Source organism: Mesorhizobium sp. M0590 (assembly GCF_040320905.1).
Classification (GTDB): domain Bacteria; phylum Pseudomonadota; class Alphaproteobacteria; order Rhizobiales; family Rhizobiaceae; genus Mesorhizobium.
Window position 1 is genome coordinate 64162 of the sequence record NZ_JAMYQN010000016.1, and the last position, 13797, is coordinate 77958.

The 13797-nt window shown below is 63.3% G+C and carries 14 protein-coding genes and 1 tRNA gene; 7 read left to right on the forward strand and 8 right to left on the reverse strand.

What is annotated here, in order from left to right; translation table 11 throughout:
• Positions 1-141 precede the first annotated feature (141 nt).
• The 3 genes from NKI52_RS24070 to NKI52_RS24080 are packed head-to-tail and all read right to left on the reverse strand — an operon-like array spanning position 142 to position 2109.
• Positions 142-909, reverse strand: coding sequence for an alpha/beta fold hydrolase (locus NKI52_RS24070; protein WP_352570892.1), 768 nt, complete (start codon positions 907-909; stop codon positions 142-144).
• A 20-nt stretch (positions 910-929) separates the two neighbouring features.
• Positions 930-1493 (reverse strand): DUF192 domain-containing protein, encoded by a 564-nt coding sequence (locus NKI52_RS24075; protein WP_352570891.1) that lies wholly within the window; start codon positions 1491-1493, stop codon positions 930-932.
• A 19-nt stretch (positions 1494-1512) separates the two neighbouring features.
• Complete coding sequence (locus tag NKI52_RS24080) at positions 1513-2109, reverse strand: cold-shock protein (RefSeq protein ID WP_036238076.1); 597 nt, start codon at positions 2107-2109, stop codon at positions 1513-1515.
• 215 nt (positions 2110-2324) lie between these two features.
• Between NKI52_RS24080 and gloA the strand changes: the two genes are divergently transcribed.
• Together gloA and NKI52_RS24090 are read left to right on the forward strand one after the other, a co-directional pair.
• Entirely contained in the window at positions 2325-2765 is a 441-nt protein-coding gene (gene gloA, locus NKI52_RS24085) for a lactoylglutathione lyase (RefSeq protein ID WP_023674793.1), read from the forward strand.
• A gap of 78 nt (positions 2766-2843) precedes the next feature.
• Entirely contained in the window at positions 2844-3137 is a 294-nt protein-coding gene (locus tag NKI52_RS24090) for a DUF2218 domain-containing protein (RefSeq protein ID WP_352699936.1), read from the forward strand.
• A gap of 8 nt (positions 3138-3145) precedes the next feature.
• On the opposite strand, the gene NKI52_RS24095 is transcribed toward NKI52_RS24090, so the two are convergent.
• Positions 3146-3718, reverse strand: a complete 573-nt coding sequence (locus NKI52_RS24095; protein ID WP_352699937.1) for a DUF1697 domain-containing protein — start codon at positions 3716-3718, stop codon at positions 3146-3148.
• Positions 3715-4971, reverse strand: coding sequence for a threonine ammonia-lyase IlvA (ilvA, locus tag NKI52_RS24100; protein ID WP_352699939.1), 1257 nt, complete (start codon positions 4969-4971; stop codon positions 3715-3717). The genes NKI52_RS24095 and ilvA overlap by 4 nt, the downstream gene beginning before the upstream one ends.
• A 128-nt stretch (positions 4972-5099) precedes the next feature.
• On the opposite strand from ilvA, the gene NKI52_RS24105 reads away from it, so the two are divergent.
• From NKI52_RS24105 to NKI52_RS24115, 3 genes are all read left to right on the forward strand, one after another.
• Positions 5100-6494, forward strand: a complete 1395-nt coding sequence (locus NKI52_RS24105) for a hypothetical protein (protein WP_352699941.1) — start codon at positions 5100-5102, stop codon at positions 6492-6494.
• 103 nt (positions 6495-6597) lie between these two features.
• Positions 6598-7671 (forward strand): alpha/beta hydrolase, encoded by a 1074-nt coding sequence (locus NKI52_RS24110; RefSeq protein ID WP_352458455.1) that lies wholly within the window; start codon positions 6598-6600, stop codon positions 7669-7671.
• A gap of 132 nt (positions 7672-7803) precedes the next feature.
• On the forward strand, positions 7804-8967 hold the full coding sequence (locus tag NKI52_RS24115) for an alpha/beta hydrolase (RefSeq protein ID WP_352699943.1): 1164 nt from the start codon (positions 7804-7806) through the stop codon (positions 8965-8967).
• 176 nt (positions 8968-9143) lie between these two features.
• Here the strand turns inward: NKI52_RS24115 and ade are convergent, their stop codons facing one another.
• Positions 9144-10955 carry an adenine deaminase gene (gene ade / locus NKI52_RS24120; RefSeq protein WP_352699945.1) on the reverse strand — a complete coding sequence of 604 codons (1812 nt, stop codon included), beginning with the start codon at positions 10953-10955 and terminating at the stop codon, positions 9144-9146.
• A gap of 545 nt (positions 10956-11500) precedes the next feature.
• Positions 11501-11953: a cupin domain-containing protein gene (locus NKI52_RS24125; protein ID WP_352620635.1), complete on the reverse strand. Its 453-nt coding sequence runs from the start codon at positions 11951-11953 to the stop codon at positions 11501-11503.
• A gap of 278 nt (positions 11954-12231) precedes the next feature.
• Between NKI52_RS24125 and NKI52_RS24130 the strand changes: the two genes are divergently transcribed.
• Both NKI52_RS24130 and NKI52_RS24135 read left to right on the forward strand, forming a co-directional pair.
• Positions 12232-12317: transfer RNA gene (locus NKI52_RS24130), tRNA-Leu, on the forward strand.
• 357 nt (positions 12318-12674) lie between these two features.
• On the forward strand, positions 12675-12962 hold the full coding sequence (locus tag NKI52_RS24135) for a ribbon-helix-helix domain-containing protein (protein WP_352699947.1): 288 nt from the start codon (positions 12675-12677) through the stop codon (positions 12960-12962).
• Between the two features lie 183 nt (positions 12963-13145).
• Here NKI52_RS24135 and NKI52_RS24140 read toward each other — a convergent pair whose 3' ends face one another.
• Positions 13146-13724, reverse strand: coding sequence for an NUDIX domain-containing protein (locus NKI52_RS24140; protein WP_352699949.1), 579 nt, complete (start codon positions 13722-13724; stop codon positions 13146-13148).
• Between the last annotated feature and the right edge of the window lie 73 nt (positions 13725-13797).

Genomic DNA, 13797 nt, shown 5'->3' on the forward strand with positions numbered 1-13797 from the left:
GCCATCGTACCCTCTGCCCCTCGTTCAGCGCGTGGCGGGTTTGAACCGATCCACGCGTGACGCTTAGTTACCCCCGTAGAGTTGCAAAACCGCTAAGAACCCCAGCTTCAGGCCCAATGGCCGCTTTTGGGGAGCCATCCGTCAAAACCGATGCTCGGCATAAAACTCCAGCACGCGCTGCTTGAAGGTCTTGTCGCCGACCGCCAGCATATGGTCGCGGCCTTCGATGTGAAAAGCCCTGGCGTTGGGCATCAAAGCGGCGAGTTCATCCGGCGAGCCGCCGATGTCGTCCTTGGTTCCCACCGCAATCAAGGTCGGCTGGGCAATGCGGGCAATGTCGGCCTCGCTCAGCAATTCGCGTGAGGTGGCGATGCAGGCGGCGAGCGCCCGGCGATCGCTGCGGGTCTGATCGGCGAAGGCGCGGAACGAGCGGCCGCGCGGATCGCTGGTGCCTGCCGGATCGTCGGCCAGAAGGGCGTCGGCTATCGGATCCCAGTCGCCGACGCCGTCGACCATGCCGACGCCGAGACCGCCGAAGACCAGCGTCGCCACCTTCTCCGGGTCGGAGAGCGCCAGGAAGGCCGATATGCGCGCGCCCATCGAATAACCCATGACATGAGCGCGTTCGATGCCGAGATGGTTCAAAAGCGCTGCCGCGTCCGACGCCATTTTTGCCGGCGTGTAGTCGGCTTCGTCATAGCTCTTCGACGACGACCCATGGCCGCGATTGTCAAAGGCGATGGCACGGTAGCCGGCGTCGTTCAGCGCCTTGAACCAGCCGGGCGACACCCAGTTGACGTAATGGCTCGAGGCAAAGCCGTGGATCATCAGCACCGGATCGCCCTGCCCCGATGCCGGCTGGCGGTCAAGGAAAGCAAGGTCGAAACCGTCATGGGAGAAGAACTGCATCGGCCGAAGATCCTGCCCGCTCAGTCGGAATCGACACTCGGCGCATCGCCCTTGTCGGGCGGCGGCATGGCCGGCCCCGGCGCCGTGCCGATGGCCGGATGGCGCAGCAGGTCGCCGTCCTCAATGCCCTTTTTGGCGGCGGTGCCTGCCTTGAGCTCGAGTACGAAGCGCACCGGCTCGTCCGGCGAGATGATCGCCTCCGACTGCGGCTCGCCTTGCCTGATCGCCCGGATCCGGCCGTCCTGGCCGACGAAGACCAAGTCGAGCGGCATCGGCGTATTCTTCATCCAGAAGCTCACATCCTGCGGCGCACCGAACACGAACAGCATGCCGTGATTGTCGGCCATGTGGTGGCGGAACATCAGGCCGGCCTCGCGCTCGGCGGGCGTGTCGGCGATTTCGACCGAAAAAGAACGCTCGCCGGCCTTCGTCACCGCGACCAGCGGCGCCGGGTCGACGGGAAGGATCATCGCCTTGCCGTCGGCGGAACTCGGTTGCTGAAAATAGAAGAACGCACTTGCGGCGACGATGAGGAAAATCCCGGCGCAGAGCGCGCCCGCCGTCAGCCGGTTCCTGTGAGCCATATGAAATCCTCGGCCGGAACTAATGCGAGACCGGCAAGGTACCCATATCGGGGTGAATTTCGGCAGCCATAAGGCCTTTGTCGCCGCGTCCGAAGCGGACCAGCACCACCTGGCCCGGCCGGAGTTCGGTGATGCCGTAGCGGCGCAGCGTCTCCATGTGGACGAAAATGTCCTCGGTGCCCTCGCCCCGGGTCAGAAAGCCGAACCCCTTGGTACGGTTGAACCATTTGACCAGCGCCCGTTCGAGGCCGCTTTCCGGCGTCACCGCGACATGGGTGCGCTGCTCCTGTAGCTCCGCCGGATGCACCGCCGTGGTGACATCCATCGAGAGCACGCGGAAGGCCTGCAGCCCGCGCTCGCCCTGCTTGACCAGGCAGACGACACGGGCGCCTTCCAGGGCGGTCTGAAAACCATCCTTTCGAAGGCATGTCACATGGAGGAGGATGTCGCCCGAAGTACCATCATCGGGAAGGATGAAACCGTAGCCCTTGGCCACGTCGAACCATTTGATGGCGCCGGCGATTTCGACGAGATCGGCCGTATCGGCGCTCTCATCCCGCTTCAACGTATCGTTACCGGCCCCGTCCCGCCCCATGAAAGAGGCCTTTTCCCCCATAAGAACGCCCCCTTTTTTCAAGAAACACTGCAACTGATTCTTGGTATCAGATTAACACCGCGGCTTCCGGTGTGTGCAAGACCTGACGTGCCTTTTTTCACGGTTCCATACAGGAATAGCGGATTTGCCGTTTGCCGGCGCCGGCAAACGTGGCCAATTGCCCTTTGGCCGGGCCGCCCCTATGTTGCGCCGCAACGCAACATAAGGAGGAAATCATGCGCTATCTGCACACCATGGTCCGCGTCGCCGACATCGATGCTTCGCTCGATTTCTACTGCAACAAGCTTGGCCTCAAGGAAGTGCGCCGCCATGAAAACGAGCAGGGCCGCTACACGCTGATCTTCCTCGCCGCCCCCGAAGACGAGCAAAGCGGCATCAGCGAGAAAGCGCCGCTGGTCGAGCTGACCTACAATTGGGACCCGGAAGACTACAAGGGCGGCCGCAATTTCGGCCATCTCGCCTATGAGGTCGACGACATCTACGCCACCTGTCAGCGGCTGATGGACAATGGCGTCACCATCAACCGGCCGCCGCGCGACGGCAACATGGCATTCGTCAAATCGCCGGACGGCATCTCGATCGAGCTGTTGCAGAAAGGTCCGGCCAAGCCGAAGGCCGAGCCGTGGGCGTCGATGCCGAACACCGGCAGCTGGTAACCGATCACGCCATCTTGAACGGACGCAGGCGGGCCCTGGTTCGGTTTTCGCGTCCGCATTCCCAAGGAGAATTCATTTATGCCGACCAGCCATGTCGACGTCGCCACCGAACATGCGAGCCGCTATCTGCAGCAGCTGTGCAAGCATTGGGCGCACAAGTTTCCCGTCGAATTCGACCCGAACCACGGCACCATAGATCTGACGCTCGGCCGCACGGTTCTCGATGCCGACCCGGCTGCGCTGCACATTGCAGTGACGACCGATGAAGCCGGCTCGCTCGAGCGCCTGGAAACGGTCGTCGCCGAGCACATCAAGCGCTTCGCCTTCCGTGAAGAGCTGGCATTCGACTGGAAACGCGGTCCGGCCGCGTAGACGACCTGTCAACCGCCGGCCTTGGCCATGTCCAGCAGCATCAGCACGGTGCGCCAATTGCGCGCCGTGCCCGGCACCTTCAGAACGCGCGGAATGAGATTGGCAAACACCGATTTGCCGAGCCCGTCAGGCGCATGCAGGTAGAGCACGTCGCCCTTGATCTCGAAGCGTTCGGGCCCGGTGCATTTTTCCGCCAGCCGGGCGACCTCCTCGGCGGTCGGCCGGCGCTCCAGCGCATAGGCATGCAGCTTGGTCGGCTCGCCGGCCACTTCCGGATAGGGATTGTCCGCCGCCAGCCGCTCGAGCCAGCCGAGATCGCGCACCATGATGCGTGAATGGAACCCCCATTTCTTCTCGAATTCCGCTTCCAACCGCTTGGTCAGCGTCGCCGCATCGCCATCTGGCGACCGGAACACGGCGTTGCCGCTCTGCACATAGGTGGCGACATCGGAGAAGCCGAGCTGCTCGAAAAATGACCTGAGTTCCGCCATCGTGACGATGCGGTTGCCGCCGACATTGATGCCGGAAAACAGCGCGATAAAAACGTTCGCCGGAGCGTTCGGAAGATCGTTGCTGCTCATATGATGAACCCGGCGAGCGTCTCGTTGTCTGTGATGTCCTGGTAATGGACGCTCTCGGCGTCGAAATTCGCCTTGAGCAGGTCGAAATTGCGGCGGTCCTTGGTTTCGATGCCGATCAGCACCGAACCGAAATTGCGCGCCGATTTCTTCAGATATTCGAAGCGGGCGATGTCGTCGTCGGGACCCAGCAATTCGAGGAAATCGCGCAGCGCGCCGGGCCGTTGCGGAAAGCGGATGATGAAGTATTTCTTCAAGCCCTCGAAGCGCAGCGCCCGTTCCTTCACATCCGGCAGCCGCTCGAAATCGAAATTGCCGCCCGACACCACGGCAACGATGGTCTTGCCCCTGATTTCCTTCCTGGAAAAATCCTTGAGCGCATCGATCGCCAGCGCGCCGGCCGGCTCGAGCACGACGCCTTCGACATTGAGCATTTCGATCATGGTCGCGCAGAGCCGGTTTTCCGGGATCAGCCGCACCGCGTCGGCGGCAAACTCCCTGAGGTGGCGCAGCGGCTCGCGGCCGATCTCGGCCACCGCTGCGCCGTCGACGAAATTGTCGACCTTGGCGAGCTTGACCCGCTTTCCGGTGGCGAGGCTCTCGCTCAGGCTCGGGGCGCCGGCCGGCTCGCAAAAGACGAAACGTGTTTCTCGCTGCTGGTCGGCGAAATAATGGGTGACGCCGGCGGCCAGGCCGCCGCCGCCGACCGGCAGCATGACGATATCAGCCATGCGCGCGCCGGGCACCTGGCCTGATATCTCGTAGGCGACGGTCGCCTGCCCTTCGATAATGTCCTTGTGGTCGAAAGGCGGCACCATGTGGGCGCCTGCAGTTTCGGTGAATTCAAGTGCCGCGCGGTAGCAGTCGTCGAAGAAATCGCCGACCAGCCTGATCTCGACGAACGCGCCGCCGAACAGCCGCGTCTTGTCGATCTTCTGCTGCGGCGTGGTCACCGGCATGAAGACGACGCCCTTCTTGCCGAAATGGCGGCAGACGAAGGCAAAGCCCTGCGCATGATTGCCGGCCGAGGCGCAGACAAACAGCTCGGCCTCATTGCCGGCGGCGAGCGTCTTGCGGAAGAAGTTGAAGGCGCCGCGGATCTTGTAGGAGCGCACCGGCGTCAGGTCCTCGCGCTTCAGCAGCACCCGCGCGCCGGTCTTCTTCGACAGATAGTCGTTTTCCTGCAGCGGCGTCTCCGGAAAAATCTCGCGGATCGCCGCAGCGGCGGCAGCGACGCGAGAGGAGAAACTGGTCATGGCAAGAGCACCCCACAGGCTACGCGAGTTCGGTCCCGCTATTGCATATCTGGCCTCGTGAAGCCATTGTCCGGCCGCCCCGAAGGGGCATTTCCGGAATCAACGTAAGCATTTGGGGGCGTTTGCTCATGCCTGTCGCATCGGTAGCCCGGAAAACCGTGTCGCTGCCGGAGTTCGGCGAGCCGACGGTGATGCCGCTAGTGCCCCGCGCCACCTATGAGGCCCGTATCGCGGCGCTGGTCGCACTTGGCGGGTTCGATGCCTTCGTCGTCTATGGCGACCGCGAACATGCGGCCAATGTCGCCTACCTCTGCGGCTACGATCCGCGCTTCGAGGAGACGCTGCTCATCATCGTTCCCGGCAAGCCGCCGAAACTGCTGGTCGGCAACGAGGGCTGGGGCTATGCCGAGATCTGCGACGGGCCTTACGAGCGCGTGCTCTACCAGACGTTCTCGCTGCCGGCGCAGCCGCGCGACCGCTCGCAGTCGCTTTCCGACATCCTCGTCGATTGCGGCCTGAAAGCCGGCCAGCGCATCGGTGCCATCGGCTGGAAGCCGTTCGGCCCCGGCGATGCGGGTTTTGGCGAAACGACGCTCGACCTGCCGTCCTTCATCGCCGACACGCTGCGTACCCTTGCCGGCGATAGGGGCACGGTCGTCAACGCGGCGAACCTTTTGATGAACCCCGCCGACGGCCTGCGCGCCATCAATGAGGCCGACCAACTGGCGGCGTTCGAATTCGCCGCGACCTATTCCTCGCAAGGCCTGCGCAATGTCCTGCAAGGCATCGAACCCGGCATGACCGAATTGCAGGCGGCGCGGCTGATGGGCATCAACGGCCTGCCGCAATGCTGTCACCCGATGCTGTCGGCCGGCAAGCGGGCGCCCTATGGCCTGCCAAGCCCGCGGCTCGACATCATCAAGCGCGGCGACCCGATCACCATGGCCTATGGCATCCAGGGCTCGCTCAATGCCCGCGCCGGTTTTCTGGTCGAGGATGCGGCCGAGCTTCCGAGGGGCATCCAGGACTATGTCGAGAAGCTGGTCGCGCCCTATTTCTGCGCCGTCGTCGACTGGTACGAGACGGTCGGCATCGGCGTTCCCGGCGGCGCGTTGTGGCAAGCGGTGCACGACCGCATCGGCGATCGGTTCTTCGGCGTAGCGCTCAACCCCGGCCATCTCATCCATATCGACGAATGGATGCATTCGCCGGTATTTTCCGGCTCCGACATCAGATTGAAGTCGGGCATGGCCTTGCAGGTCGACATCATCCCGGCGACCGGCACCGATTATTTCACCACAAACATCGAGGACGGCATCGCGCTGGCCGACGAGGCGCTGCGCGAAGAGATCGCCGCGCGCTATCCCGAAGCCTGGCGCCGCATCGAGGCGCGCCGCGCCTTCATGGCCGACGTGCTCGGCATAAGGCTGAAGCCGGAAGTGCTGCCGTTTTCCAACATTCCGGCGTTCCTGCCGCCGTTCTGGCTTTCGCGCAACAGTGCGATGGCAGTCGCGAGGCGCTGAGCGCATTTCGGCGCCTGCGACTTACTTCCGCCGCACTTGGCCTGTCCGGGAGGTGCGGCGGAGGTGGATGGGCCTTTGGTCAGGCCGGAGTGGAATTGCTTAAGTGCCCTTGAAGACGATTTGCATCATTCTCATTGCCGCGCTGCTCGCCGGCTGCGGCGGGCGCCAAACCGAGGAACTGCTCGGCAGCGCCATGATGGCGGTGCCGGTGACGGAAATCGCCGGCAACCACTCGATCTTCATCGCAACCACGCGCAAGCGCTCCGACGATCCCGACAAGGTCTTCGACGGCGAGCGCTCGGCGACGCTGAACTATGCCCGCGTCAACGTCACCGTCCCCGGCATCCACAAGACAGGCCAGATCGAGCGGCGCTCGCGCGGCAAGTCGGACGATCCGGCCAAATACTTCATGGCTTCCGAGGTCGTCGGATACGACACCCAGCCGAAATTCTCCAGCGCGCTCAGTGCCGACATCGCGGCGCGCGGCGGCCGTGTCATGGTCTTCGTCCACGGCTACAACACCGGCTTCGACGACGCCGTCTACCGCGTCACCCAGATCACCCATGATTCCGGCTATCCGGGCACGCCGGTGCTGTTTTCCTGGGCGTCGGGCGCCAAGACCACCGACTATGTCTACGACAAGGAAAGCGCCAGCGTTGCCCGCGACCAGCTCGAAGTGACGCTGAGAATGCTGGCGCAGACCGGCGCGCGGCGTATCGACATCGTCGCCCATTCGCTGGGGACCTGGGTTACCATGGAGGCGCTGCGCCAGCTCGCCATTACCGGCGACCGCGATCTCGGCGGCAAGCTCGGCGACGTCGTGCTGGCCTCGCCCGACATCGACGTCGACGTGTTCAAGAGCCAGATGCGCCGCTACGGCAAGCCGGACAAGCCGTTCATCCTGCTGCTCTCCGACGACGACCGGGCGCTGCGGCTCTCCGGCCTGATAGCCGGCGCGCGGCCGCGCGTTGGCGACTACAAGGACGCCGCCGACCTCGCCAGCTATGGCGTGTCGGTCGTCGATCTCTCCAGCGTCAAGGGAGCCGACCGCTTCAACCACACCAAATTCGCCGACAATCCGGAATTGGTGCAGTTGATCGGCCAGAAGCTGCGCGAGGATGACGGGTTTGCCAGCGACCGCGAGGTGACCGACCGCATCGCCTCGGTCGGACAATAGCTGCATTGCGCGGCAGTGATTGTTGACCATTGCCGCACCATCGGAACAGTTTGAACTGGACCGTGCCGGGCTCTGCCTCTATCGAATAGGCCAAGACGTCTCCGGCTCGACGTCGCCTTTGCGGGAGCCCGCGTGACCGTGCCTTCGAAGATCTTTCTCGTCGTTGCGTTCGCGCTCGCGCTGGCAAGCTGCGCCGGCCAGAACACGCACGATCTGCTCAACAAGACGACGATCACGGTGCCTGCTTCGGACATTGCGGCGACGCACAAGATCTTCGTCGCCACAACCCGGCAAAAGGCAATGAAAGAGCCCCGGCAGGTGTTCGACGGCGACCGTTCGCCGACCACCAGCTTTGCCAGCGTCGAGGTGACGGTGCCGAAGATCCACCAGCTCGGCGCCATCGAGCGGGTCAAGGGCTCGGCCAACAGCAATCCGGCGAAGGATTTCACGGCGACCGGCGTCACCTTCTACGAAGGCGCGCCGCAATTCGCCAAGGCGGTCGGCGCCGACATCGCCATGCGCGGCGACCGCGCGCTGGTTTTCGTGCACGGCTTCAACAACGGCTTCGATGACGGTATCTACCGGCTGACGCAGATCGCGCACGACACGAAATACCCAGGCACGCCGGTGCTGTTTTCGTGGGCGTCGAGCGGCAAGACGACCGGCTACATCTACGACAAGGAAAGCGCCAATGCGGCGCGCGACGATCTCGAAGCGACGCTGCGCATGCTCGCCAAGAGCCGCGCCAAGAGCATCGACATCATTGCCCATTCGATGGGGACCTGGGTGACCATGGAAGCATTGCGCCAGCTTGCCATCACCGGCGACCGCGACCTCGGCGGCAAGCTCGGCTACGTCATCCTGGCCTCACCCGACATCGACGTCGACGTGTTCAAGAAGCAGATGATCCGCTACGGCAAGCCCGACAAGCCGTTCGCCGTGCTGCTTTCGGGCGACGACCGGGCGCTCAGGCTGTCGACCCTGATCTCCGGCGACAAGCCACGCGTCGGCGACTATGGCGACGCGGCCGACCTCGCCAGCTATGGCGTCTCGGTGGTCGACCTGACCAAGACCAAGGGCGGCGACCGGCTGAACCACGCCAAATTCGCCGACAACCCGTTCCTGGTGCAGCTGCTCGGCGACCGCCTGCGCGCCCCGGCGGGCCTCGCCTCCGAAGAGACCGCGCCGGCCCAGCTCGACAATCTCGGCCAGGGCCTCGGCAAGGCCGTCGGTTCGGTCGCCGAAATCGTCATCACCACGCCGTTCAAAGTGCTGACCATCGCCACCGGCGGGTGAGCCGACCTCTGCTGCCAATCACGCCGGTAATTGGCAGCTGTCAACAAAAACGCTCTGCAGCGATCCTTCGCGCCCCCCTCTGTCCTGCCGGACATCTCCCCCTCTAGTGGGGAGATTGGCCGCCACTTTCGGCTTTCGCCAATCTCCATCTTTGACGAACAAGGTTCAGTGATTCTTCAAACGAACAGATCGACCTTCTGAAAAGTCGTCACGTCGATCAGGCCGACGTCGGAAATTCTGAGCTCGGGGATGACGACCAGCGCCAGCAGCGAGTGCTGCATGTAGGCGTTGTTGAGCGAGCAGCCCATCTGGCGCATGGCGTCGCTGAGTTTATCCGCCTTGGCGGCGACGATTTCGGCGCGCTCGTCCGACATCAGCCCGGCGATCGGCATTTCGACCAGCGCCAGTTCCTTGCCCTTGGAGAACAGCACGACGCCGCCGCCGACCTCGCCCAGCCGGTTCACCGCCAATGCCATGTCCTGCTTGTTGGTGCCAACGACGATGATGTGGTGGGCATCATGCGCTACGCTCGAGGCCATGGCGCAGTCGCCGATGTAGCCGAAGCCGGAGACGAAGGCGTTGGTGACGCCGCCGGTGCCCTTGTGGCGTTCGACCAGCGCGATCTGGCAGACATCGTTGCGGCGGTCCATGGCGACCAGCCCGTCCTCGACGGCAAGATCGGCCTCGAGCGCCCGCGTCGGCGCCTGGTTCTCGATGACGCCGATGACGCGCACCCGCACTTCGTTGGCGCCTATGGGTGCCGCGATGTCGAAATCGCCTGCCTTGAGCTTCTTGCCGAGCTTGACGGTGTTCTTCGCCGTCCGCGGATAATTGTAGGCCGGAATGTCGATTTCGAGCTTGCCGCCCTTGGCCAGCCTGACGCCGCGGCCATAGACCTCGTCGATGGTCATTTCGGCGAGGTCGGAGACGATCAGCAGATCGGCAAGGCGTCCCGGCGCGATCGAGCCGATCTCGCGCTCCAGCCGGAAATGCTGGGCGGTGTTGAGCGTCGCCATCTGGATCGCCGTCACCGGCGTCAGCCCTTGGCTGATGGCGTGGCGCACGACCCGGTCCATATGGCCTTCGTGCACCAGTGTACCGGAGTGGCTGTCGTCGGTGCACAGGATGAAATTGCGCGGGTCGAGGCCGCTCTCGGTCACCGCCTTGATCTGCGAGGCCACGTCGTACCAGGCCGAGCCCAGCCGCAGCATCGCCTTCATGCCCTGGCGGACGCGCGCGATGGCGTCCTCGGCGCGCGTGCCTTCGTGATCGTCCTCGGGGCCGCCGGCGACATAGCCGTGGAACGGCAGGCCGAGATCGCGCGAGGCATAATGCCCGCCGACCGTCTTGCCGGCCCTCACCGTCGCCGCGATCTCGCCCGACATCACCGGATCGTTGGCGGCGACGCCCGGAAAATTCATCACCTCGCCGAGCCCGATGATGTTTTCCCAGGTCATCGCCTCGGCAACGTCGGCGACGGTCAGCTCGGCGCCGGCATGCTCGAGCCCCGGGGCGGAGGGCACGCAGGACGGCATCTGCACGAGCACGTTGACCGGCATGGCGACGGCCTCGTCATGCATCAGCCGCACGCCCGGCAGGCCGAGCACGTTGGCGATCTCATGCGGATCGATGAACATCGAAGTTGTACCATGCGGGATCACCGCGCGGCAGAATTCCGTCACCGTCACCATGCCGCTCTCGACATGCATATGCGCGTCGCAAAGCCCCGGCACCAGATAGCGGCCGCCGGCATCGACCACCTTGGTGCCCTGGCCGATGGCATGGCCGGCGTTCGGCCCGCAATAGGCAAAGCGGCCGCCGGCAATGGCGATGTCGGTGCCGGCGATGATCTCGCCCGAATGGACGTTGACCCAGCGCCCGTTGCGGATGACGAGATCGGCGGGTTTGCGGCCCATGGCGACATCGACCAGATGCGTCGCCATCTCGGCCCAGGGTTTTGGTTTCGTCGCATTGGCGGTCTTCGGCATCAACAGGCTCCTCTTTGCCCGACTGTGCCAAGCCGCGAGGATTTTGACCAGCGAGGAAGTAAGCGCGGACGGCGAAGTTGCAGATCTCCCCCTTGCGGGGGAGATGTCGCCGAAGGCGACAGAGGGGGTCGGGACGTCCTGACGCGAACCTTTACCGCGAACAAAACAGGCTGGCGCTCGACGCGCGACGACCCCCTCTGGCCTGCCGGCCATCTCCCCCTTAAGGAGGGAGATCGATGCGCCATGGCTTTCGCCAATCGTCAAGGGCATTTTGTGCCGGCCGCAGCAACTTTGTTCTTGCTTTGTGCCGGCAGCTATGCTACTAATTTGGGTATGGTGCCAATTGGCTCCAACGACCCGTCCTCCCGAGGCGGGTTTTTTTGTTATTGCGCCATTCATGGCAAATGGCCCAGGCGGAATACGATTCCGTTGCGGCCAATCAGCTTTCGTCTCGTTAGAGGATCCTTCTGAATCGACGGTCGCGGAGTTTGACGCACTCCATTGTTCGAGCCTTCGGCCGGTTCACTCAATTCGATCCCGAACTGTCACTTTTTGCTTGGATCGTCCGCCGGGTTGACGTAGGTGATCTTGAATGGCCCCTCGCCATGAACCTGGATAATCGTTTCGCTTGTCGTCCAGGCGAAGTGATTCATTCCCGCCGGCGCGACGCCGAAGCCGCCAGCAGTCAGTTCGACACCTTTCGCCTCGTCGAGCTTATCGCCCATTCCAATATGGAAGTTGCCGGAAAGCACCGTTACGTATTCCGTGGTGGGATGATTATGTGCGGCAATTTTGTAGCCGGCGGGTGTCTTCAACCGCAGCACATAGGCGCCGTCCTTTGAGGGATCTCCAGCGACAACAGCCATTTCCGCGCCAGCGGGAATGACAGCAGGAGCAGGACCCCATTTGATGTCTTTGGCGTTCATCGGCATCTCATCGGCAAACAGAGGCGCCGTCCCAACAAGCAGCAGTGCCAGGGCAGAGGCAAGCTTGAGCATGACAATCTCCCAGTGTCTGTAGAGGACGGCGTCGAGTATCGGAGCGCCGATCCACTTGCCACTTCGAGCCTACCAGGGCAGAGCGCCCGAACGCATCCTGCGAACGGGGGACGCGCATTCGCGGTAGCCGCGGAAGCTGCCGCTAAAAACATTTCCAGGTGAAACGATTTTGTTTGTATCACTGTAGGTGATCGGCCTCGCTAGCTTCCAGTGCCAGATTTGTCGACGGCAGAAGACGGCTTGACGGCCTTTGGCTGGCGGCTGAAAAGGGCTGGCCTGCGGACGTGGCGGAATTGGTAGACGCAAGGGACTTAAAATCCCTCGATCTCTGATCGTACGGGTTCGATTCCCGTCGTCCGCACCAGCAACATCGGCGCCATTGCGGCCTAGAGCGTGTCGCGTTCGATCGGCCTCATGCGACGCGCTTTAGGTTCTTGTTTTTATGCATGTCGTTATCGCAAAACCGCTGCACACTTTTGCGCGACATGCATTAAGCAAGAGCGCGAACTCGCCGGATACAGGATGCCATATGCCATTTCTCGACCAGGAGCCGGCGAGCCGATGCGGGATCTGCGATATGCGTATCCGGTGTCCGCATGTTCGTTTGCCAGCTTCCAAAGCGCACTCAGGCAAGGGCGGCGGTATCGGTCGCGCGCATCGCCAGCAATTTCGATATGATTTTGTCACATCGGCTGCTATATGGTGGAAAAGGAGTCCGCCCATGCGAACCACCCAGCCGATAAGTATCACCCTCCCGCGCGACATGGCCGAGGCCGTCGCGCGCAAGGTCGAATCCGGCGCCTACGCCTCCGTCAGCGAAGTGCTGCGCGAGGGCGTGCGCGCGCTGCTCGACCGCGACGCCGCCGTTGAACGCTGGCTGCGCGAGGAAGTCGCCCGGAGCTACGACGAGTACAAGGCGAATCCGTCCAGCGCCATCCCTGCCGACCAGGTCATGCTGCGTATCCGCGACCGCGCCGCCGCGCGACGCGACGATGCCATTAAGGAATGACGCGCACGGTTGTATTTTCCGCGCGGAGCACCAGTTGGATGCGCTGTATCGCTACATAGAGGAATATTCCTCCACAGCCCGTGCGGAATCGTTCGTTGGCGGCATCGTGGCCTATTGCCACGCGTTCGAGCCGTTTCCCGAGCGCGGAACGCGCCGCGACGTCCCGGCAGCTTCCGGCATGGCTCACCTCCCGATCGGGTTCAGCTTCAGGTGCTGGATCAGGATAATCGTTTTGGCGTCGATAATCCGGCCGTCGTGGATGCCGGCCAGTGCCTCGTCGAGCGGCATTTCCAAAACTTCGATGTCTTCGCCTTCGTCATGCGCGCCGCCGCCGTCGGAAATGCGGTCGGCGGGCGAATAGCGGGCGACGAAGAACCAGAGCCGCTCGGTCACGCTGCCGGGGCTCATATAGGGCGAAAACAGCCGCTGCACGTCCTTCAGCCGATAGCCGAGTTCCTCCTCGGCCTCCTTGCGGATGCAGGTTTCGGGATCGTCTTCGTCGAGCAGGCCGGCGCAGGCCTCGATCAGCGGCTCCTTGTGGCCGGTGACGTAGGCCGGGTAGCGGAACTGCCGAACCAGAAGCACCGTCGAACGCTCCGGATCGAAAGGCAGGATCACCGCGCCGTCGCCGCGATCGTAGGTCTGGCGGGTGTGCGTTTCCCATTTGCCGTCGCGCCGGCGGTAGTCGAAGACGGTCTTTTTCAAAACCGTCCACTCGTCGGAAAGGACTTCCTCCGAGCGGATGCGAATGCGATCTTCCATGGTGGACTCCCTGCTGCCGCGGCAAGGCGTAGCCGCGAACGGCGGTTCGTGCAATCGGGCCACCAATTGGTCC

Bases quoted from the DNA above. Each gene is read 5' to 3' on its own strand.
- ade (WP_352699945.1), bottom strand. From the start codon at position 10,955: ATGCCGAAGACCGCCAATGCGACGAAACCAAAACCCTGGGCCGAGATG.
- NKI52_RS24075 (WP_352570891.1), bottom strand. From the start codon at position 1,493: ATGGCTCACAGGAACCGGCTGACGGCGGGCGCGCTCTGCGCCGGGATT.
- gloA (WP_023674793.1), top strand. From the start codon at position 2,325: ATGCGCTATCTGCACACCATGGTCCGCGTCGCCGACATCGATGCTTCG.
- NKI52_RS24090 (WP_352699936.1), top strand. From the start codon at position 2,844: ATGCCGACCAGCCATGTCGACGTCGCCACCGAACATGCGAGCCGCTAT.
- NKI52_RS24080 (WP_036238076.1), bottom strand. From the start codon at position 2,109: ATGGGGGAAAAGGCCTCTTTCATGGGGCGGGACGGGGCCGGTAACGAT.
- NKI52_RS24135 (WP_352699947.1), top strand. From the start codon at position 12,675: ATGCGAACCACCCAGCCGATAAGTATCACCCTCCCGCGCGACATGGCC.
- NKI52_RS24105 (WP_352699941.1), top strand. From the start codon at position 5,100: ATGCCTGTCGCATCGGTAGCCCGGAAAACCGTGTCGCTGCCGGAGTTC.
- ilvA (WP_352699939.1), bottom strand. From the start codon at position 4,971: ATGACCAGTTTCTCCTCTCGCGTCGCTGCCGCCGCTGCGGCGATCCGC.
- NKI52_RS24070 (WP_352570892.1), bottom strand. From the start codon at position 909: ATGCAGTTCTTCTCCCATGACGGTTTCGACCTTGCTTTCCTTGACCGC.
- NKI52_RS24095 (WP_352699937.1), bottom strand. From the start codon at position 3,718: ATGAGCAGCAACGATCTTCCGAACGCTCCGGCGAACGTTTTTATCGCG.
- NKI52_RS24125 (WP_352620635.1), bottom strand. From the start codon at position 11,953: ATGCTCAAGCTTGCCTCTGCCCTGGCACTGCTGCTTGTTGGGACGGCG.
- NKI52_RS24140 (WP_352699949.1), bottom strand. From the start codon at position 13,724: ATGGAAGATCGCATTCGCATCCGCTCGGAGGAAGTCCTTTCCGACGAG.